The sequence below is a fragment of the Telluribacter sp. genome, from assembly GCF_035998675.1.
Lineage (GTDB): Bacteria > Bacteroidota > Bacteroidia > Cytophagales > Spirosomataceae > Telluribacter.
Map to the genome: position 1 here is coordinate 15,137 of NZ_DASYHI010000019.1, position 20,623 is coordinate 35,759.

The window sequence follows — 20,623 nt, forward strand, 5'->3', positions numbered from 1 at the left end:
CCGCGCCTGCTTATCTGGTACTGTCCTTCTCACATTCCTGCTCTATATCGGCAAGTTGCTCCTCATTGATCCAGCCCATTTGCAGAGCATGGCGGGCGGCTTCAAGAGTATCAGCGCTCAGCAGCATTTCGGTGCCCATTTCTTTCACCTGCTCTGCTATACTTCGCACTTCCGCGTCGCGCTTATCCGGACTTACATCCCGTATATAGATGCCCAGTATTCGCCCCGGGTACTCCTCCACCATTTGCCGGTAGATTTCGGAGTCGAGCTGACCGCTGTCGCCAATGCAGATAAAGTTAAGGGAAGGAAAGGTATCCAGAATATGACGGATCTTTTCCTGCTTGTACTCCTCCTCACTGGTTTCCAAGGTACCCCGGTCAAACTTGGTACCCTTATCTCGCAGCAGCAAAGGACCTTCGGGTATATCGTGCGAGCGAAAGAAATTAATCAGCAGGTCAAAGAGGTTCCATTCGCTGCCTGATACGAAGAAAAGTGGATTCTGCCCCTGGCCATCGCTGCCTTTGCCAAGCGCCCGCAGGAAACCTGCTATACCCGGAAAAGGACTCCGCTCGGTGGCATTTTTAGTCAGCATAAGTTTAAGCTGTCCCAAAAAATGCGTGACATTTGAAACAAGTACCGTATCATCAATATCCGATATTACTCCAAACTCCACTTCCTGACCCAGAGCAAACACGTAACCCTCCGCCTCCAGGACATCATTATCCGTTTTTTGTTCCAGAAGCTTCAGTTGTATCTTGTTACCTGTTTTAGAATAGTCAACTCTGTCTTCAGTCCTGAACTCGACCTCAAAATAGCCCTCTTCATCTGTCACTACTTCTTTTACCTGTCCGGCAAAGGAAGCCATTAACTTTATACCAGGTATCTCATCAGACTCATACCGCTTGAAAGTATTTTTGAGATGCGTTGCCGGATTATTACTTTCCCGGTCGTCCTTTACTTTTTCATCTTCCAGTACTCTTCCCTTCAAGTACACATAGTTCTCATTGCCAAACCCATAGTACGGCACAATCCTGATCGGATCAATCAGATTTAGCTTGTCCTTTACTTTGAATTTTGCTTTAGCTATACTATGCTCCGCCAGCGCAAGGGCTGCCAATAGCTTTTCTTTTACTTCTTGCGTTAAACCGGCCATCCAGGTCTATTTTTAGGATAAAGAACGTTATTCAATAATTCCTCTATTATTAGAACCCTCCTCTTTCTTAATTGTTAGTCACTTAAAACGGAAGATCTGCCAGAAGTAAAAGATTTCAAGGATTTGGACGATATTTGTATTTTTACCGCACTTGCACAAAACCTATCACTATGACTATCCATAAAGAAGGCTATACGATTATTGGAGGTACAGCCCTGTTGCTACTACTGGTTAACTGGGGGGTACGCTCCTTTACGCCGGGCCTGACGTGGCTACACCTGCTGCTAATCATCCTGAGTATCGCTGTTTTCCTGCTGATCGTTCAGTTCTTTCGCCATCCGAAGCGGGTTATTGCCAGGGACGAAAAACAAATAATAGCCCCCTGTGACGGAAAAGTGGTAGTGATCGAAGAAACCGTCGAGACCGAGTACTTCCAGGGCCCCCGCCGCCAGATCAGTATTTTTATGTCGCCCCTGAATGTACACGTTAACTGGACGCCCGTCAGTGGTGTGGTGCAATACTTCAAGTACCACCCCGGCCTGTACCTGGTCGCCTGGCACCCTAAGTCCAGCACCGACAACGAACGTACTACCATTGTAATCCGTACCGCCCAGGGCGTAGATGTACTGTTCCGCCAGATAGCCGGAGCCGTAGCCCGCCGTATTCGCTGGTATGTACAGGAAGGCCAGCCGGTAGAGCAAAGCTCAGAAATGGGCTTTATCAAGTTTGGCTCGCGGGTTGATATTTTTATACCACTGGATGCTGATATCAAAGTAAAACTGGGCGACAAAACTGTCGGTAGTGTTACGGTACTGGCGGAGCTGAAGGTAGAGGAGTAGTAAGGGAGGAAAGGAATAATGGAGGAAAGGAGGTACGGGTTAAAAAATTATCCGCCGACTACCATTTTACTTTCCCTTCAATTGCTCAATAATCATAGAGTTGTACCGCCTCGCTACCGGAATGGTTACCTCTCCAGGTAGGTGTAACCTGTATCCCTGAGCGTTGCCGGTAATTTTTTCTATTTTGGAAAGATTTACGATAAAAGAGCGGTGGCAGCGCACAATCCGGGGAGAGTTAATCTGCTCCTCGAGGCGGGAAAGACTGCTCCGTACCAGCTCCCGCTTCTTTTCCTTCTCCCCCTGGTACACCACCAGACAGTAGTTGTCGGCAGACTCAATGTAGTAAAGTTGCTCAGCCCTGACAGCCAGAGAATCTTTTCCGTTTTCGGCAACCAACTCCAATACGTCCGCTGAGGGTACAGCAGGCTCCCCGGGTACCACCTGGGGAGGATGGCGGTATTTCTTAAGCTGATATACATAGTTGAGCAGGATCGACGTCACGGTGGGGAATATACCAATCAGCAGGGTGTAAAGTACCGTTTTACCAAAGCCTTCGACGGCACCTGGCCCATCCTGGCCAAAAACGAGTAGGGTGTATAGGTAATTACCGACGGCGATGAGCAGTAGAAGCAGAGCCACGTGGAGAATCTGCCGCCCGACGGTATGCTTCTCCTCCGTATAACTACCCGCCAACAAACCTCTCTTTACTCCAAACTCCCACAATAGCATCGCACCAAACGTAACCAGACCATACCCGGTAATAACAGCGGTCTTAGTCCAGGAAGCTTCCCAGCGACTAAGTCCGAAGGGCTGAAAAAGAAAGAGGAACAGCGCCACAAACAGCCCCGCTCCTACCGCAAACAGGAAGTCGTGCCGGCGGGAGTCGTTGAGTGGATAAGGCTGCCGGAGTAGCTGGAACATTGGCGAAAGAGCGGAAGAATGATTTTCGATTTTCGAATGCGGATTGTCGAACCGAACGCGTTGCGACTAAATAGCGTGGAATACTTACTCATCCTGTATATACCGGCTATTGTCTTATTGGTCACTGATACCTGGTCATTGCTCATTCTAAAATATTCTCCAGCTGGCGATTTGCTCGAAGAAACCGGGAACGGAACCGGGGTAAACTACGGCCATGAACAGCATACCAAAAATAGCGCCGTACATGTGGGCATCGTGGTTGACGTAGCCGCCACCCCGCCGCGATTCGAAGAAAGAGTACCCCAGGAACAGCAGCCCGAATATAAAGCCCGGCATACAGATAAAAAAGTAAAGACATATCTGCAGCAGGGGCGCGTACAGGATGGCTGCAAACAGTACCGCCGACACCCCACCCGAGGCACCCAATGAATTATATTTTGAGTTGTTGCGGTGCTTCAGGAAGGTAGGAATGTCAGAAACAATAATGCCCACTATATACAGGAACAGATAGTACATGCCTCCGCTGGCACCAAAAAGCATTCCGAACAAACGCTCAATGCCTTCCCCGATAAACCACAAGCTAAGCATGTTGAAGAGCAGGTGCCCGTAGTCGGCATGGATAAATCCGGAGGTAATAAACCGGTAGTACTCGTTCTTTTGGGTAACCCGGTACGGATTCAACACCCACTTGTCCAGCAGGCTGGGGTTGTTCCAGGCGTAGATACTAATTCCGACGGTGATAATTATGAGGATGAGGGTAATGGACATTGTTTATTGAGTGAATGAGTGATTTGTGATTGAGAGATTAAGTTAAAAGTGTATGAGTTAATGAGTATAGGAGTAGCAGCCTTCATGTTAAGATTTAGTTATTATTGGTGGCGTCTGCAACGGACATTGGTCACTGATTATTGCTCATTAATCATTGCTCCCGCTCGACCAGCTGGCTGGCAAAACCCAGCAGCGGCGCTTTGCGGGCTGGCTCGGCGGGTACACGTTCCAGGCAGTCGAAGCCACGCGAAAAATAGTCATTGATTTTTTGTTCGGTAAATGCTCTGATGTCCAGCGAATCATAAATATCCGTAACCGCCTTTACTTTCTCCTCTTTATCAAATTCCTTTTTATTGAGCCACTTGTCCAGCTCGGTCCGGGTTTCGCCCTGCGCACGTTCGAGGGCTTCAATCAGCAGAAACGTCTTTTTATTAGCGATAATATCTCCACCTACCTGTTTCCCAAACTTAGCCGGATCACCATAAACATCCAACAGGTCGTCTTTAAGTTGAAAGCCAACGCCCATACTGACCCCCGCCTCGTAGAGGAGTTGGGTAGCTTCTTCGTCGGCCCCTCCAATAATGCCCCCCAGCTCCAGCGCAAACCCCAGCAGTACCGAGGTTTTCAGCCGAATCATTTCCAGGTACTCGGCCTCTGACACATCCCAGCGCTTTTCAAAGTTCATGTCCAGCTGCTGTCCCTCGCAAACTTCCGCCGCCGTCTGATTAAAGCGGGTCAGTACTCGTTTAATGCGGTCGCTCTCCACATCGAGCAGCAGGTCGTAGGCCCGTACCAGCATAACATCGCCCGACAGAATGGCAATGTTGCTGTTCCATTTTTCGTGCACTGTAGGTTGCCCCCGCCGCAGCGGCGCGCGGTCCATGATGTCATCGTGCATGAGGGTAAAGTTATGGAATACTTCTACTGCCTGGGCCGGTTTGAGAGCACGCTGCCACTCATCGGTATACAGGGCGGCGGCCATGAGCGTCATAAGCGGGCGCAAGCGCTTCCCGCCCAGCGACATAATGTAGCGTATGGGCTCATATAACTCAACCGGATGTTCACCGAAGGTATTCTGTTCAATATCAGTTTGCAGCGTTTGCAGCAGTTGTTCGGGTGTTGTCATTCTAAGTCTATTTCTGCACTTTTCAACCGGGTGTGAATAGTCAGGGTTTACTATAAACTAACTTTTTTTACTTAATTGAAGTTTGCAAAGTAGCTAATTCCCAACGAAAAACTCAAAAGATAGACGCCGGAACGCTCCTATTTTCTACTTTTATAGATCATCTGACGCATTCCGTAAAGCCAGTACCCTGTTTCCCTATTTATACCTACCCTACTTATTTACACTATATGCCCTACCATTGCTACTTCAACGGCCAGCTTTTCCCCCTCGACACCCCTCTTTTCAAGACCAACGACCTGGGTCTGCTGCGCGGCTACGGGATGTTTGATTACTTCCGTACCTACAACGGTGTACCTTTTCGCTGGAATGACTACTGGCAACGGTTCGAAAACTCAGCCCGGCAGCTCAGGCTTAGTCTTCCGATAGGTCAGGAGGAAGCGGCGGCGGTACTGGCGGAGTTGTACCGGTTATCGGGTGAGGCCGAGGTGGCGTTTCGCTTTGTTCTGACGGGCGGCTACTCCGCCGACAGCGTCAGCGTCGTTGAACCCAACCTCCTGATCCGGACGGAGCCGCTCCCGCAGGACAATCCGGGTGCCCGGCTGAAAGGAATGAAGGTACTTCCCTACGAATATGTCCGCGACCTGCCCGAGGTCAAAACGACCAACTACGTACACATGGTACTGATGGCCGACGAAATGAAACAGCAGCGCGCCTCAGACCTGCTGTTTCACAAGGATGGAGAAATCAGCGAACTTACCCGTTCCAACGTTTTTCTATTCCGGGGCGATGTGCTCATTACCCCCAACCGTAACGTACTGCACGGCATTACGCGCCGGGTGGTGATGGAACTGGCGGCGTCGCACTTTGAAGTAGAGGTACGTCCGGTTAGTCTGGACGAATTTCTTTTTGCCGACGAAACCTTTACTACCAGTACTACCAAGTGGGTCATGCCCATTGTACGGGTGGGCGAGCAGGCCATCGGCAATGGTACCCCCGGCAAGCGTACGCTGCTGCTGCAGGATTTATTTGAGAAGGTAATTAAAAGCAGTGACCATTGACCAATAAGCAATTACTAATTTATAGCGCATAATAGGGGCGGTGGGAATCAGGTACCTAGGTTATAAGCAGATGTAAAGGGAATCCTGGCGCGGGGTTTGGGAAGTTCCTGATGTTTCCCCCCTAATAAGGGGGGATTAAGGGGGGTGTAAAACGGCGGAGAATGCTGACACATAATCGTTGTCTAGTGTGGTACTTACTGCCTTAACACCCCCTGTGTCCCCCTTGGTAGGGGGCATGTATCTTGCGCCTACTGCCTAATAGCTTACAGCCTAAAGCAGGGGCGCGCCCCTATAAAAGTCCTTCTTTCAACGCCTCCTGCCGGAGGCGTTCTTTGTTGATAGGTACTACGCCTACCGACTCACAAACCAGCCCGCCGCCCAGGTTGGAGATACCCGCAACCGCGCGCGGGGACAGCCCCAGCGCTACGCAGCAGGCCGCAATACTGATGACCGTATCGCCCGCTCCGGATACGTCCGCTATCTTGCGAATATGCGCCGGCAGGTGGTGTATTTCTTCCTGAAAATCAATAAACACCCCTTTTTCCGAAAGGGTAATAAGGGCACCGCGGGCGTTCAGGGTTTGTTTGAGTTGCTGTACAACCGCCTGTAATTCCCCGTCCTTGTCTACCTCAAAGTCTACTTTCAGCCCTTCCCGTAGCTCTTTCAGATTGGGTTTAAAAAGCGTAATATTTTCATAAGACAGGAAGTTACGCTTCTTGGGATCTACGACGGTAGGTACCCCATGCGCGTTAGCCAAACCGGTAATTTCGGCGATAGTTTCCCGGCTAAGTACCCCTTTGTCGTAATCTTCAAAAATAATGACCTGGCAGGTCGGAATCAGCTCCTTCACCTTACTCACTAACCGCTCCCGCTCTTCTTCACTGATGTACTTGTCGGTTTCAGTGTCAATGCGTACCACCTGCTGCGAACCGGCTATAATACGCTCTTTAATGGTGGTGATCCGGCTTTCGCTGCGGATGAGCCCTTCGCAGTTCAGGCCCAGTTCGTCCAGTCGTCCGCACAGGATGTCTCCTGCCGCGTCGGCCCCCACTACCGAGCAGATAATGGCCTCCGCCCCCAGCGCCTGCACGTTCAGGAGTACATTACCGGCCCCACCCAAGCGGTATTCCCGCTTGTTTACCGTTACAACCGGCACCGGCGCTTCGGGTGAAATACGCTCTACTTTTCCCCATACGTAGGAGTCGAGCATGACGTCGCCTACTACCAGTACGCGCAAAGAATTAAACGCTTCGAAAGTCTGATCTATGGTCATATTTTGTGGATGTTCTATTCTATTGGTCAGGTACCCAATCGGTACCTTTTTGTCAATGGCAGCGCAAATGTCTGTATTTTTTGCCTCACCCCCAACCCCTCTCCTTGTTGGAGAGGGGAGTTTTTGTAGCCTAGCCTTTTACGGAAAGATACTTTTTGTCCCCCTTCTCCTCCAAGGAGAAGGGGCAGGGGATGAGGTTTTTACCGAGAACCTGCTATTTTTGGATTCATACGGTATGCACACATACGGCTGCTGTACCTAAAAGAGCTTAAGAATGGAAGAAATCTTTGCTACGGAAAAGACCCGCAACCTGGTACCGCGCATACAGGAGTTTGTGCAAAACGAACTGGTACCGCTGGAAACCGCCGAACACCTTACGGGCAACTTCTCAAAAGTAGCCCGGCAACTGGACGAAAAACGGGAGCTGGTCAAAAAGGCGGGACTGTGGAATCTGCAGTGGAGTGAGGTGGAGGGCGGGCACGGCCTGTCGCTCTGTGAGTTTGGGCAGGTGAGCGAAGCGCTGGCCTGGACGCCCTTTGGTCACTATACCTTCAACTGCCAGGCCCCCGACATCGGTAACATGGAGCTGCTGCACCGGCACGCTTCGGAAGATATTAAACACCGATTTCTGGAACCACTCAAAGCCGGTGCCATCCGTAGCTGCTTCTCCATGACCGAACCGGACTACGCGGGCTCCAATCCGGTGAATATGGGTACTACGGCCACCCGGCACCAGAGCGCCGACCGAGGCGACGAGTACCTGATTAACGGTCACAAATGGTTTACCTCTTCGGCCGACGGGGCCGCCTTTGCCGTAGTTATGGCGGTTACCAATCCCGACGCCGCGCCGCATAAGCGAGCCAGTATGTTAGTAGTACCTACCGATACCCCCGGTTTTGAGCTGGTTCGCAATATTTCCATCATGGGCGACGCCTCCGACCACTGGGGCAGCCACGCCGAAGTTACCTACGACAATTGCCGGGTACCGGCTTCCAACCTCATTGGTGGCGAAGGCATGGGCTTTGTACTGGCGCAGGAGCGGCTGGGGCCGGGACGCATTCACCACTGCATGCGCTGGATTGGGATTGCCGAGCGGTGTTTTGACCTGATGTGCCGCCGCGCTGCCACCCGCAACATGGGCGATGGCGTTAGGCTGGGCGAGAAGCAATTTATCCAGGGCTATATAGCCGAAAGCCGGGCCGAGCTGGACGCCTCCCGTTTGCTGGTACTGCGCACGGCCCATAACATTGACAAATTTGGCGCGGCCGCCGTCCGAAATGAGATTTCAGCCATAAAATTTTACGTAGCCAACATGATGCTGCGAATAGTAGACCGGGCTATTCAGATACACGGAGCGCTGGGCGTGACCGACGACACCCTGCTGGCCTGGTACTACCGCCACGAACGCGGCGCCCGCATCTACGACGGTGCCGACGAAGTACATAAGTCGGCCCTGGCGCGGAGTATTCTGAAAGAGTACGGTCTGGACACCAAAAAGAAGTAAAGGAGGGAGTTATGAGTGAGCTAAAAATAGATACCCCCGCCCCGGTACGAGCGGGTGAAGAGCTGGATCTCCCCAGGCTGAACAAGTACCTGCGCGCGGTCGGAGCGGCGGTAGCGGAGGTGACCGACGTCCGGCAGTTTCCGGGTGGGTACTCTAACCTGACCTACCTGCTCCGGACCCAGGATGCCCGTGAGTACGTGCTGCGCCGCCCGCCCTTTGGGGCCAAAAACATCAAAGGCGGACACGACATGGCCCGCGAATACCGGGTACTTACACTGGCCAGAGAGGCCGGTTACCACAAAGTACCTACTCCTATACTGCTTTGTGAAGACGAAACTATTCTGGATGCCCCCTTCTACATTATGGAGCGGGTAACGGGGGTCATTCTGCGGGCGCACACTGCGCCCCAAATGAACCTTACGCCCGGACTGCTACGGGGGATGTCCGAAACCCTGGTAGATAACCTGGTGCGTTTGCATAAGATAGATATTCAGGAAACCGGGCTCATCCACATGGGCAAACCCGAAGGGTACATTCAGCGGCAGGTAGAGGGCTGGTACAAACGCTACCAGGCCTCCCAAACCGACGACCTGCCCGTGATGGAGCAGCTGTACCGCTGGCTCTCGGAGGGGGTACCCACCGGGCAGCCCCCCACCCTAATCCATAACGATTATAAATTTGATAACGTAGTCCTGAACCCCGACGACCTGACCGATATGGTGGCCGTGCTGGACTGGGAAATGTGTACTGTGGGCGATCCGCTGATGGACGTAGGTACTTCGCTTTCGTACTGGGCCGAGGCCGGTGACGGCCCCTTTGAAAAGAGCTTTAACTTTACCTGGCTACCGGGTACGCTCAGCCGCCGCGAGTTTGCCGACCGCTACGCCGACCAGAGTGGCCGCGACTTATCAAACATTCTGTACTACTACGTGTTTGGGTTGTTCAAGAATACTGTAGTAATTCAACAGATTTATGCGCGCTGGAAAAAGGGCCTGACCCGGGACGAGCGCTTTGCCGGGCTGCTGGTGGGGATAAAGGCCCTGTCGGGCAAAGCAGCCAGTGCCGTAGAAAGTGGAAAGTACTAGCCGGTTCTGCCAAAAAGTGAAGAATCTATTTCAAACTAATTTTTCTAACAATACTAAAAATTATTTACCAGGCGGACCGCCTTATACCCAACAGGTACTACCTACACCATGAAAGCAATACTTTGTAAAGAATACGGAGCACCGGAGAGTCTGGTCCTGGAAGAGGTACCCTCGCCTACACCCGGCAAGGGACAGGTACTTATTAGCGTGAAAGCCTGCGGCGTTAACTTCCCGGATACGCTCCTGATCCAGAATAAGTACCAGTTTAAGCCACCGCTGCCTTTTTCGCCGGGGGGGGAAGTGTCGGGGGTAGTGAAAGAAGTGGGCGAGGGAGTGAAGCATCTTAAACCGGGCGATGCCGTGCTGGCCCTGGTTGGCTGGGGCGGCTTCGCCGAGGAAGTACTGGCCGAGGCCGTTACCACGCTGCCGCTGCCGGCCGGTATCGACTTTGTTACGGCGGCCAGCGTCATGTACACCTACGGTACTTCCTACCACGCCCTGAAAAACCGGGCCCGGCTGCAGCCGGAAGAAACCCTGCTGGTACTGGGTGCCGCGGGGGGCGTAGGACTTGCGGCCGTCCAGCTGGGCGCACTAATGGGTGCCCGGGTCATTGCCGCCGCTTCGACCGACGAAAAACTTCGGGTATGCCGGGAGTTAGGAGCCGGTGAGACCATCAACTACTCCACCGACGATCTCCGCGAACGGATCAAAGACTTCACCATGGGCCTGGGTGTCGACGTAGTGTACGATCCCGTAGGAGGTACCTTTGCCGAACCGGCGCTTCGTTCCATGGCCTGGCAGGGGCGTTACCTGGTGGTGGGTTTTGCCACGGGCGACATTCCCAAAATTCCGCTGAATCTGCCACTGCTGAAAGGCTGTTCGGTCGTGGGTGTGTTTTGGGGGACTTTTGCGAAGCAGGAACCGGAGGCAAACCTCAAAAACTTCCAGGAATTGCTTTTGTGGTTTAACAAAGGAAAACTTCAGCAGCACCTGCACGGTACTTATCCCCTGGTCGATGCTCCCCTGGCCTTACGGGATATGCTGGACCGTAAAGTAGTGGGCAAGGCGGTGGTGGTCATGTAGGTTACCTGGGCAGCATCTGTTTGACCAGCGGGAATAAGAAAGCACAGCCAAGGCAAGTACCTATTAACAATATAACCTTTAAAAAGCCTACTGCTTACAGCCTATAGCTTAAAGCAAATAACGAAACCTATCTATGAGTCGTTTACAGGACAAAATTGCCATTATTACGGGCGGAGCCAGGGGCATTGGTAAAGCCACGGCGGAAGTATTTACCAGAGAAGGCGCCACGGTCATTATCTGGGATATGCTCGATGCCGGTGAGGCTACCGCCCGGGAGTTGCGGGAGCAGGGCCACCAGGCCGAATTCAGAAAGGTAAGCGTAACCGATGCTCCGGCGCTGGAAGCCGCCGCCCGCGAGGTAGTAGAGCGGTACGGGCGCATTGATATTCTGATCAACAATGCCGGTATTACCCGCGACCGCTCCCTGCTCAAAATGTCGCAGGCCGAGTGGGAGCAGGTTATTGATGTAAACCTCAACGGCGTTTTTTATTGCACCAAAGCCGTAGTACCCTACATGGTCGAAAAGCAGTACGGTCGTATAATCTGTACATCGTCGGTGGTAGGTATCACGGGCAATTTCGGGCAGACCAACTATTCCGCTACCAAGGCGGCCATGATCGGAATGGTAAAGACCTGGGCGCGGGAGCTGGGCAAGTACAATATTACGGCCAACGCCGTGGCACCGGGCTTTATCCTGACGGATATGACCGACCAGATTCCGGAGGAAGTACGGAACCAAACCGTAGCGGGCATACCCGTCAAGCGCATGGGCGTACCCGAAGACATTGCCTACGCCTACCTGTTCCTGGCCAGCGAGGAAGCTTCCTACGTCAACGGCCATACCCTCAGTGTCAACGGTGGTGTAGCCTGATAGTACCTCCAGATTTAAAAGCAAAAAAGGCCTTGTGCTCGCTGCACAAGGCTTTTCTTTGTAGCTGTACTTAATAGCCCTTAGCGGGTAATGGCTACTTCTTCGGAGTACACCCGGCCGTTGATTGTCACCAGCACGTTGTATTGACCTTCCGGCAGTTGGCTTAAATCGTACCGGCGGTTCAGGATGTTCTCTACCACCTGCGCCTGCTCTGAGTATACTACCTTTTGCTGGTCGTTGTATAGCTGCAACGAGAAAGAAGAACTGCCGGCCAGTACTGTATATACACTTAGCTTGTTTTCGAGCAGGCGTACCGCGGGGCGCTGCGTTTCCTCAGCCTCACTCTGCCGAACCGTCGTAACACCTCCTTTGATTTCGACCGGTACTACATAACTATAGCTGGCATTGGAAACCTTAATGAAGTAAGCCCCATCTGCTAGCTTACGCAGGTTGTAGGACTCCGCAAAAGAAGGGTTTTTTCTTATTTTCCTGACGAAAAGAACATTTTTGTTTGCATCCATCAGCTCTACCGTCACGGCCTGAGCCGATACCGACTCGGCGGCTATCAGGACTTTATTTTCTTTGAGAGATACCACACGTACCTGAACGTCGCCGCTATGGGTAGTGCTACCGAAGGTGGTAGAGGTAAACCCTGCCAGCAGGGTAAAAAGGATAAGGCTGGTAATACTAATTGATTTCTTCATGACTAGTTCAAATTGAGTTTGATGCTGCAAAAGTGCAATAAACTCCTAATCATTTCCAAACCGGATCTTATACTTCCAAACAAAATATAATTTTGTTCAATATAAATTACATCGCCATGATCGAAATATAAATATATACAACTCGTATTTTGTTAAAATTTTATTTGCAAATAATTAAAAACACTTCGCCTGCCACGAACCCAAAGACCCGACCACGGGAAGAGGTACTCATGATAAAATTCTTTATAAAATCATATCGAAAAAGATCCCAGAAGATGCCCGTCTCCTACCAGTTGATCCCCTTATCACCCAGTCCCAGGCGTTTCGTAAACTGAGACGAGATACTGGACCGGCTGGTGATGTACCGTACACTGGCCCCGATGTAGGGAGTAGGAGCGGGCGAATAGGCGGTGAGGTTTTCGCGGGCGCTATTGAACGTGCGCAGCTGGCGGAAGCCCGTCATACCTGCCTCTACCGATACATTTAAAACAGTAAAGAGGTGAGCATTGGCGGCGATTCCTAACTTAACGTGCTGGTAGTTTTCCCGACGCAGTAGTTTCTCTTCGGGAGCCTGTACCTGAAAGCCGCCGCTGTAGCCATTCACCCCGGCGATGAAATCCAGGTTAGACCATTTGTTGATTTTATAATTGACGTCGGCCATAAAAGGCAGAATAGCCGTGGCCCGCCACTGCGGCCCCAGGCGCTTGTTCACACCAAATACCGGAACCACGCGCAGCTTCTGGTTATAAACCAGCACGGAGCCGTAGATAATCTGCGACTGCAGTCCAAAAATATGCATACGGGCAGCACCGCCCCACAGGTAAGGCTGCGGCGAAAAAAACGTTTCGTTGGTTTCGGTCATACCCAGTCCGCCCCCATATACCCACAGCCGCTCCTTAACGCTGGCCTGCAGCCGGATCACGCCCAACGAAGCCGTTTTGTAGCCGTTAGTCGGCGTTTTTATACCTTCAAACGTAGGCTGCAGCTGCGAAAACTGAGCAATTACCAGCGTGTGTACTGCCCGCAGGTCCAGTTTTTTTCTCAGGCTGAAACTTGCCTGTACCTCGCTCTGTACCGGTACCATTCCAAAAAAGCTCGTCCGGGAAAGACCGAAGTCCTGGCTGGTGGGTACATTGGAGGGTACGTAGTAGTCGGCCCGAAGGGTGACATTGGGGTAAAAAAGGCGACTGAGGCTCAGTTGCTGAGCGTGAACAGTTGAGAAAGTCACTACCAGAACGAGCGACAGAACCAGTGGATTTAGCTTCATGAGTGAGTCTATTACAAAGAGTGCTGTATGCCATAACGCCGGATTGGGGGCAGTATTGCCCTGCCGGAAGCGGAGTTTGACGGAACGAATAAAATGTTGATTAGGATGAATTCATTTCCTACCTTATGCCCCGAACCTTACATTTAGCATGATTAAACTACCCTCGGTACAAAATCTGACAAGTGCCATTCAACGCGTTATACAGCGGCTGCCCTGGGTAGTACTGGTCGCCGCCGCCAAGGCCCTGCTCCTGATTACCCTCATCGAAACGCCCCGCACCGACGAACCTACCCATAACCTGCTGGTCCGGCTGGCTTTTTTGCTTTTTCTGGCCTTGCCCCTGTTGCTCAGCGTACGGCTCGTGGCGGAGCGCAGGCGCTGGAGCCAGGCGGTACAACTGGGTGCCGTGGTGGCGGTAGTGGTACTGCTTATCGGGTACTTCTTTACCATGAACGAAACCCCCATTCAGCGCGACTACTACCGCTTTGGGTTATTTATGGTCAGTGCGCACCTGCTCGTGTCCTTTGCTCCTTTTGTGGGGTACAATAAACCACACGGTTTTTGGGAATTCAATAAAACGCTTTTTATCCAGATCTTGACCGCTACACTGTACGCAGGTACCTTGTACATAGGCCTTATCATCGCCATCGAAACCGTCCGTTTTTTGTTCGATGTTGATTATCCTTTCCGCATCGAGGCAGATTTATTTGTCCTTATCTTCAGCTTTTTTCATACCTTGCTCTTTCTCAGCGGCATTCCCGAACGGCTGGACCAGCTCGACGAAATAAGCGAGTACCCAAAGGGACTGAAACTTTTTACGCAGTACGTGCTGCTGCCCCTCGAGGTAGTATACCTGATTATCCTGTACGTGTACTCAGCCCAGATCCTGATCCAGTGGCGGCTGCCCGAAGGCGGCGTGGCCTACCTGGTGGTGGCCTTTTCGGTGGCGGGTATTCTGGCGCTCCTGCTCCTGTACCCCCTGCGCAGCTCCGCCGAAGAACGGTGGATACGGCTCTTTGCCCGACGCTTCCACCTGGCGTTGCTCCCGCTGATTGTGCTGCTCTTTGTGGGAATTTACCGCCGCATCGGCGACTATGGCATTACCGAAAACCGGTACCTGGTCGGGATTCTGGCGGTGTGGCTGCTGGGAATTACCTTTTACCTGCTGTTCAGCAAGCGCGACGACATCCGCCTGATTCCCCTAACGCTGTGCCTCATAAGCTTCGCCATTGCGATAGGTCCGTGGAGTATCTTCGGCCTGTCGCGCCAGAGTCAGGCCAACCGTTTTCGGGATCTTCTGGCAAAATACCAGCTCCTGAATAACCAGCAGCAGCTGGAAGGCAGGGCCGCCGTGCCGCCCGGCGACTACGACCACCTGCAGTCTATAGTAAGGTACTTCCGCGACCGGGGCGAAACCGCTACCCTGCAGCCGTTTTTTGCTCAGCTTCCCACCCGCAACAATCCTACCACCCTGGCCAATGCCATGGAGGTACGGCTGAGGAACAGCCTTTCGGTGAAAGCTATACCGGGTGAAGCCAGCCGGACGCTCAACTTCTCCACCCGCTCAGCACCCAATGAAATTTACGCGCTGGACATCAACGGCTATGGTACCATGTGGCTGTTTAACGTGTATGGTGAGCAGCGGATGGAGCAGAACGGCTGGATGATACAGCCCACCGGCAACGGCCGGAATCTGACGGTATACCGGGGCACTACCCAGGTAGCCTCCTGGGATATAGCCACCCGCCTGGCCGAGCTGGAGCAGGAGTACGGCACTTCTTCGTACGAGGTTGATCCGGCGCAGCTTGTATTCAGTTTTCAGGACCAGGCCCACTCGCTGCGGCTGGTGCTGCGCTCGGCGGCCCGCAATGGCGACACCTACTCGTACGAGGGAATTTTGTTAAGAAAATAATAGCCCGAAAGTCCGGATAAGAAGTATGATAGAGGTAGTATATTTCCTAAACCCTTACTTTTTAAGTCCTAATCATTTACAGCCATTTTTCATGAAAAGTAGTCTTATTGTACTTCTGTTAGCCGTAGCCACCGCCGCCTTTGCCCAAAGTCCTGAAACTACCTTCGCCGAAAAGTTAGGCTATCCGAAAGGAAAAAAAGTAGTGATCATGCACATAGACGACGCGGGTATGTCGTACGACTCCAACCTGGGTACCATCAGGGCTCTGCGCGAGGGAGTAGCTACCTCCGTAAGTATCATGATGCCCTGCTCGTGGGTACCCGGCTTTGTGCACTACATGAAGCAAAACCCGGGGGTAGATGCCGGTCTGCACCTGACGCTGACCTCCGAATGGAAAGACTACCGCTGGGGGCCACTGGCCGGTAAGCCCGCCGTGAAGAGCCTGGTGGATGCCGAAGGAGCGCTCTGGCCCAGTGTAAAAGACGTAGTACAAAATGGCTCGCCCGACGACGTAGAAAGGGAGATCCGCGCCCAGCTTGACCGCGCCCGTTCCATGGGTTTTGAGCCTACGCACCTTGATTCACACATGGGTACCTTGTTTGCGACTCCGGCCTTTATAGAGCGCTACGTCAAGGTAGGGATGCAGGAAAAGATTCCGGTGATGTTTCCGGGTGGACATAACACCGCCATTCAGATTGACGAAAAAATGTCGCCGGAGATGCTGACCATGACCCGCCAGATTGGCAGCCAGCTGTGGGCTTCGGGCCTGCCGGTCCTGGACGACCTGCACAATGAAAGCTACGGCTGGAAGGGCAACGCCAGTATGTCCAAAAAAGAACTGCAGCGCTACAAAACTGAAAAGTACATCGACGGCCTGAAAAACCTGAAGCCGGGCCTTACCATGGTAATCATGCACTGTACTGATCCAACGGAAGTGTTCGCCCATATTTCGGAGTCAGGAATTACCCGTGAAGGCGACCTGCTGGCCATGATTGATCCCGAGTTGCGCAAGTACATCGAAAAGGAAGGCATTATCCTGACCACCTGGCGCGAAGCCATGCAGCGCCGCACGCAGGTGAAGTAAGTATACATCCCGCTATCTACAGAGAGTTGATTCCTGCATAGTACTTGTTTCTACGCAGGAATCGCTGTTTTATGGCCTTTGCTGCTGCTTTGTTTATTCAGATAGTACTTCACCGTACGACCAATAAGAATACCCCCGATGACACCGGGAGCCAGCCAGGCCACCAGATTAAGCCAGAACGCGTAGGGTCCTTCGTTGAAACGGGTGTTGACCACCGCAAAGGCTGTAAAAGCAGCAATGTACGCACCGCCCATTCGGGTTATATGGTGGAAAAACCAGCTCTTCTTAAGGTACTTACTTTTTGCAGCATTTTTGAATCGGCGCCAGTCGTAGCTGCTTTGGCTGAAAAGTACCGTTCCAAAAACCAGGTATAGAATTGAAGGTATTCCAAAATTACTCTGCGATAACTGAAAGATACCCAGCGTCAGCATACCTACCGCCGAAAGCAAAGCCAGTCCGGCTGCGTTGTAGTCCAGCCGCTCTACGTGAACCCTTAAACGGTTACGCAGGATCTCGCGCCGCCCCGTGAAGCACATGTAGAAGCTGAAAATAGCAATGAACAACAGGAACAACGGACTACCTTTGAAAGCCACCAGCCAGAAAGCCGTAGCGCATACCACAGCCATAGCGTAGTAGAAAACCAGCCCCGACCGGTTGTGCAGCGGGCTTCCTTTTTTAACCACCAGTGGGACTACCCCCACCGCCAGGGCTGAGAAGCCGGCGGCAATGTGCAGGATCAGGAACAGAGTGTTGAGCAGGTTCATAGCGAATAGATTTGTGTTGTTTGATTCGATGACACAAACGTATCGCTCCTTCACGCACCACTCCAAATCGGAGGGACTACGGACAAGGTTTTGGGATAATCAGCCCGGCGGAGGGGCTTTTGGGATAAATGACAAAGCAAAAAACCCTCTTATGCGCTGCAAAGGACCTGCATTCGTGCTATCAGTTTTAAGGTTGTATTCCTCCTGCTCAGAAGCTTTTTGGCTTCCACTTCCGCCTAAGTCTTCATGGGCAACCTACCGTTAGATAAATTTTCAGAAACTAAAGCTTCCGATTCTGGACCCGTGCGGGGACAAGTGATATATTTAACAGGAGTTTAATTCTTTCAAAAAATTATACTCTTCTGCTTTTCTGTCACCGACAATCGATTTACCCTAATGAATAATTTAAAACCATCCTCTTCTAAAAATGAAAAAATTAGCTGTCTACACCACCTTATTTACGTTCTATTATCTACTTATTGAAGTAGGACTAAGACTATTTTACTTTGGATTCGCTACATGCATTTTTAACCCCTATCATTCCTTTATTAAAAAGCACTACTCGGAGCTTGCCCCGATCTTCGCGCAGAATACTAGAGAAGAAAAAGACGTTAAGAATATTTTAATTTTAGGTGGTTCAGTAGTTAGTACCAACTGGTCCCACCTGGAAACACGGCTGGAAAAGCTCCTTCAGCCGCATCTTTCCAAGGGAAGTGCTATTCGGGTATACAATGCCGCAGCGCCTGCTAATACTTCACTGGACAATCTGATTAAGTACAAACTAGTAGCTAACCAGCACTTTGACCTGGTAATTTATTATGAGGCCATCAATGAGAACAGGTTCAACAACGTACCCAGTGAGCTGTTCAGGGAAGACTATAGCCACGTAGTATGGTACCGGGACGTCCATCTGATTGTGCAGCATACTGAACTCAAATACACAGTTATACCTTATACGCTCCACTTTATTTATAAGAAGCTGAAGCACCTTTACACCAAACCGGCGAGCCTCGATATGAACAGCGTACCGTTTGATTATGTCACCCATGGGAGCGAAATAAAAACTTCGGTCTCTTACCGGAAAAACATTCAGGAACTAATTAATATTGCTAAATCCCGGCAGGAGCCACTCCTGCTCATGTCCTATGCGTCTTTTTTCCCGGAAGGGGTCCATCTGACCGGAACTGAGACTGACAAGAGCTATTTTGGAAAATGTAAGTACCAGTCCAGTATTTCTATCTGGGGTACTCCTGAAAATGTCCAGAAAGGTATTAAGGTTCATAATGACCAGCTCCGAGAACTGGTAGCCTTAAACAAAATAAGCTTCCTGGATATGGATGTGGCCCTGCCTCGTAACAAAGAGAATTTCTGTGATATATGTCATTTAAGGGAAGAGACAGGCGTACAACAATTTGCCAATATTCTCAAAGACCATATCTTTTCAGAACACCTGCTTGGTCTGTAGCGTCCAAAAGGCTATTACAGGATAATATGAGGAGAAGCCAGATTACTATCCTGCAAGCATGGGACAAATGCAGGTAAAGCCTTTTACTAGTACCCTAATAAAGTAAGACCTCACCAGATCTTATAAGCTGGTGAGGTCTTACTCATTAACCTATACGTTAAACTTACTACCTGCTACAAATCAATCGCTTCGCCGTAGGCGGCTTCAGTAGCTCCTTTTACCGCTTCCGACATGGTCGGGTGCGGGTGAATGGCGCGCAGGATTTCGTGCGAGGTAGTTTCGAGCTTGCGGGCGGTTACTACTTCGGCGATCATTTCGGTGACGTTGGCCCCGATCATGTGCGCACCCAGCCACTCACCGTACTTGGCGTCGAAGATAACTTTTACGAAGCCTTCGCGTACACCAGCCGCCGTAGCTTTACCCGAGGCCGTAAACGGAAACTTACCTACCTTGATATCGTAGCCGGCTTCGCGGGCTTTCTTTTCGGTCAGACCTACCGACGCAATCTCCGGCTGGCAGTAGGTACATCCCGGAATATTAGCGTAGTCGATGGCTTCGGTCTTGTGACCGGCGATCTTTTCGGCACACACGATACCCTCGGCCGTAGCTACGTGCGCCAGCGCCGGGCCCGGGGTACAGTCGCCAATAGCGTAGAAGCCGGGTACGTTGGTTTCATACCACTCGTTCACAACGATCTTGCCTTTGTCGGTATTGATGCCGGTTTCTTCCAGACCTATGTTCTCGAGGTTAGCGATTACACCGGCTGCTGAAAGTACTACGTCCACCTCAAAGGTTTTTTCTCCGTCGGGCGTTTTAACAGACACTTTGCAACCTTTGCCGCTGGTGTCTACTTTTTCTACCGAGGAATTTGTGTAAATATCGATCCCATTCTTCTTGTACTGCTTGGCCAGTTCTTTCGATACGTCCTCGTCTTCGACGGGTACCACGTTCGGCAAAAACTCCACGATCGTTACCTTGGTACCCATGCTCGCGTATACGTAGGCAAACTCCACCCCGATGGCTCCCGAACCAATCACCAGCATGGAGGCTGGCTGCTTTTCGAGGCTCATGGCCTTACGGTACTCAATTACTTTCTGACCGTCAATTTTGATATTGGGCAGCTCACGCGCCCGGGCGCCGGTAGCGATTATGACACCCTTACCAGCGGTATAATCCGTCTTCTTACCATCCTTATCGGTTACCTCTACGGTTTTGTTGCCTTTCACCTTACCGGCACCCATAATGACGTCAATCTTATTCTTCTTCATCAGGAAGGATACGCCTTTGCTCATTCCATCGGCTACGCCCCGGCTCCGTTTGATCACCCCGCCGAAGTCAGCCGAGTAGTCGCCTACGGTGATTCCGTAGTCTTTGGCGTGCTTGATGTATTCAAATACCTGCGCGCTTTTGAGCAGGGCTTTGGTGGGGATACAGCCCCAGTTGAGGCAGATTCCCCCTAAACTTTCTTTTTCTACGATCGCTACTTTCATTCCCAGCTGGGAAGCACGGATAGCTGCCGGATACCCTCCGGGGCCACTTCCAATCACGATCACATCATATGTTTGAGCCATTTCCTATTTGATTTTTTGGTAAAAAAGGTTTTACTGAAAAACGCTGCAAAGTTAAGACGATTTGCCGGATTGCCTACACCGACATCGGGCGTGATTAGCCCGAACCCGGGGTACCTGCCAAATTGTTACTATCTTTGTTTCTACGTATTTATTATTTTAAATTAATCCTGTTGAA

18 protein-coding genes are annotated in these 20,623 nt (G+C 51.4%); 9 read left to right on the forward strand and 9 right to left on the reverse strand.

Annotation, left to right across the window (positions count from 1 at the left end):
* Positions 1 to 10: 10 nt before the first annotated feature.
* Entirely contained in the window at positions 11 to 1,153 is a 1,143-nt protein-coding gene (locus VGN67_RS12345; RefSeq protein ID WP_327487145.1) for an App1 family protein, read from the reverse strand.
* A 170-nt stretch (positions 1,154 to 1,323) separates the two neighbouring features.
* Here VGN67_RS12345 and VGN67_RS12350 point away from each other — a divergent pair, with 170 nt between their 5' ends.
* Entirely contained in the window at positions 1,324 to 1,992 is a 669-nt protein-coding gene (locus VGN67_RS12350) for a phosphatidylserine decarboxylase family protein (protein WP_327487146.1), read from the forward strand.
* 66 nt (positions 1,993 to 2,058) lie between these two features.
* On the opposite strand, the gene VGN67_RS12355 is transcribed toward VGN67_RS12350, so the two are convergent.
* The 3 genes from VGN67_RS12355 to VGN67_RS12365 all read right to left on the reverse strand — a co-directional run bounded on the left by VGN67_RS12355 (position 2,059) and on the right by VGN67_RS12365 (position 4,807).
* Entirely contained in the window at positions 2,059 to 2,913 is an 855-nt protein-coding gene (locus VGN67_RS12355; protein WP_327487147.1) for a LytTR family DNA-binding domain-containing protein, read from the reverse strand.
* Between the two features lie 147 nt (positions 2,914 to 3,060).
* On the reverse strand, positions 3,061 to 3,681 hold the full coding sequence (locus tag VGN67_RS12360) for a rhomboid family intramembrane serine protease (protein WP_327487148.1): 621 nt from the start codon (positions 3,679 to 3,681) through the stop codon (positions 3,061 to 3,063).
* Between the two features lie 151 nt (positions 3,682 to 3,832).
* Positions 3,833 to 4,807 carry a polyprenyl synthetase family protein gene (locus VGN67_RS12365; protein WP_327487149.1) on the reverse strand — a complete coding sequence of 325 codons (975 nt, stop codon included), beginning with the start codon at positions 4,805 to 4,807 and terminating at the stop codon, positions 3,833 to 3,835.
* Positions 4,808 to 5,034: 227 nt separating this feature from the next.
* On the opposite strand from VGN67_RS12365, the gene VGN67_RS12370 reads away from it, so the two are divergent.
* Complete coding sequence (locus VGN67_RS12370) at positions 5,035 to 5,865, forward strand: aminotransferase class IV (RefSeq protein WP_327487150.1); 831 nt, start codon at positions 5,035 to 5,037, stop codon at positions 5,863 to 5,865.
* Between the two features lie 289 nt (positions 5,866 to 6,154).
* Here the strand turns inward: VGN67_RS12370 and VGN67_RS12375 are convergent, their stop codons facing one another.
* A complete protein-coding gene (locus VGN67_RS12375; RefSeq protein ID WP_327487152.1) occupies positions 6,155 to 7,138 on the reverse strand; it encodes a bifunctional ADP-heptose synthase in 984 nt (327 codons plus the stop codon).
* A 274-nt stretch (positions 7,139 to 7,412) separates the two neighbouring features.
* On the opposite strand from VGN67_RS12375, the gene VGN67_RS12380 reads away from it, so the two are divergent.
* From VGN67_RS12380 to fabG, 4 genes are all read left to right on the forward strand, one after another.
* A complete protein-coding gene (locus VGN67_RS12380) occupies positions 7,413 to 8,642 on the forward strand; it encodes an acyl-CoA dehydrogenase family protein (RefSeq protein WP_327487153.1) in 1,230 nt (409 codons plus the stop codon).
* 11 nt (positions 8,643 to 8,653) lie between these two features.
* Positions 8,654 to 9,727: a phosphotransferase family protein gene (locus VGN67_RS12385; RefSeq protein ID WP_327487154.1), complete on the forward strand. Its 1,074-nt coding sequence runs from the start codon at positions 8,654 to 8,656 to the stop codon at positions 9,725 to 9,727.
* Positions 9,728 to 9,835: 108 nt separating this feature from the next.
* Positions 9,836 to 10,810, forward strand: a complete 975-nt coding sequence (locus VGN67_RS12390) for an NADPH:quinone oxidoreductase family protein (RefSeq protein WP_327487155.1) — start codon at positions 9,836 to 9,838, stop codon at positions 10,808 to 10,810.
* Between the two features lie 133 nt (positions 10,811 to 10,943).
* On the forward strand, positions 10,944 to 11,681 hold the full coding sequence (fabG, locus tag VGN67_RS12395; protein ID WP_327487156.1) for a 3-oxoacyl-[acyl-carrier-protein] reductase: 738 nt from the start codon (positions 10,944 to 10,946) through the stop codon (positions 11,679 to 11,681).
* A gap of 80 nt (positions 11,682 to 11,761) precedes the next feature.
* Here fabG and VGN67_RS12400 read toward each other — a convergent pair whose 3' ends face one another.
* The gene (locus VGN67_RS12400; protein WP_327487157.1) at positions 11,762 to 12,385 is read right to left on the reverse strand and encodes a hypothetical protein; all 624 of its coding nucleotides are present in this window, start codon (positions 12,383 to 12,385) and stop codon (positions 11,762 to 11,764) included.
* A gap of 286 nt (positions 12,386 to 12,671) precedes the next feature.
* Positions 12,672 to 13,652, reverse strand: a complete 981-nt coding sequence (locus VGN67_RS12405) for a hypothetical protein (protein ID WP_327487158.1) — start codon at positions 13,650 to 13,652, stop codon at positions 12,672 to 12,674.
* Between the two features lie 148 nt (positions 13,653 to 13,800).
* Between VGN67_RS12405 and VGN67_RS12410 the strand changes: the two genes are divergently transcribed.
* Complete coding sequence (locus VGN67_RS12410) at positions 13,801 to 15,564, forward strand: DUF4153 domain-containing protein (protein WP_327487159.1); 1,764 nt, start codon at positions 13,801 to 13,803, stop codon at positions 15,562 to 15,564.
* A 91-nt stretch (positions 15,565 to 15,655) separates the two neighbouring features.
* On the forward strand, positions 15,656 to 16,648 hold the full coding sequence (locus VGN67_RS12415) for a polysaccharide deacetylase family protein (protein WP_327487161.1): 993 nt from the start codon (positions 15,656 to 15,658) through the stop codon (positions 16,646 to 16,648).
* Positions 16,649 to 16,698: 50 nt separating this feature from the next.
* On the opposite strand, the gene VGN67_RS12420 is transcribed toward VGN67_RS12415, so the two are convergent.
* Positions 16,699 to 17,412: a DUF2306 domain-containing protein gene (locus VGN67_RS12420; RefSeq protein ID WP_327487162.1), complete on the reverse strand. Its 714-nt coding sequence runs from the start codon at positions 17,410 to 17,412 to the stop codon at positions 16,699 to 16,701.
* A 427-nt stretch (positions 17,413 to 17,839) separates the two neighbouring features.
* Here VGN67_RS12420 and VGN67_RS12425 point away from each other — a divergent pair, with 427 nt between their 5' ends.
* Positions 17,840 to 18,877 (forward strand): hypothetical protein, encoded by a 1,038-nt coding sequence (locus VGN67_RS12425; protein WP_327487163.1) that lies wholly within the window; start codon positions 17,840 to 17,842, stop codon positions 18,875 to 18,877.
* 173 nt (positions 18,878 to 19,050) lie between these two features.
* Here the strand turns inward: VGN67_RS12425 and lpdA are convergent, their stop codons facing one another.
* A complete protein-coding gene (lpdA, locus tag VGN67_RS12430) occupies positions 19,051 to 20,448 on the reverse strand; it encodes a dihydrolipoyl dehydrogenase (protein ID WP_327487164.1) in 1,398 nt (465 codons plus the stop codon).
* Between the last annotated feature and the right edge of the window lie 175 nt (positions 20,449 to 20,623).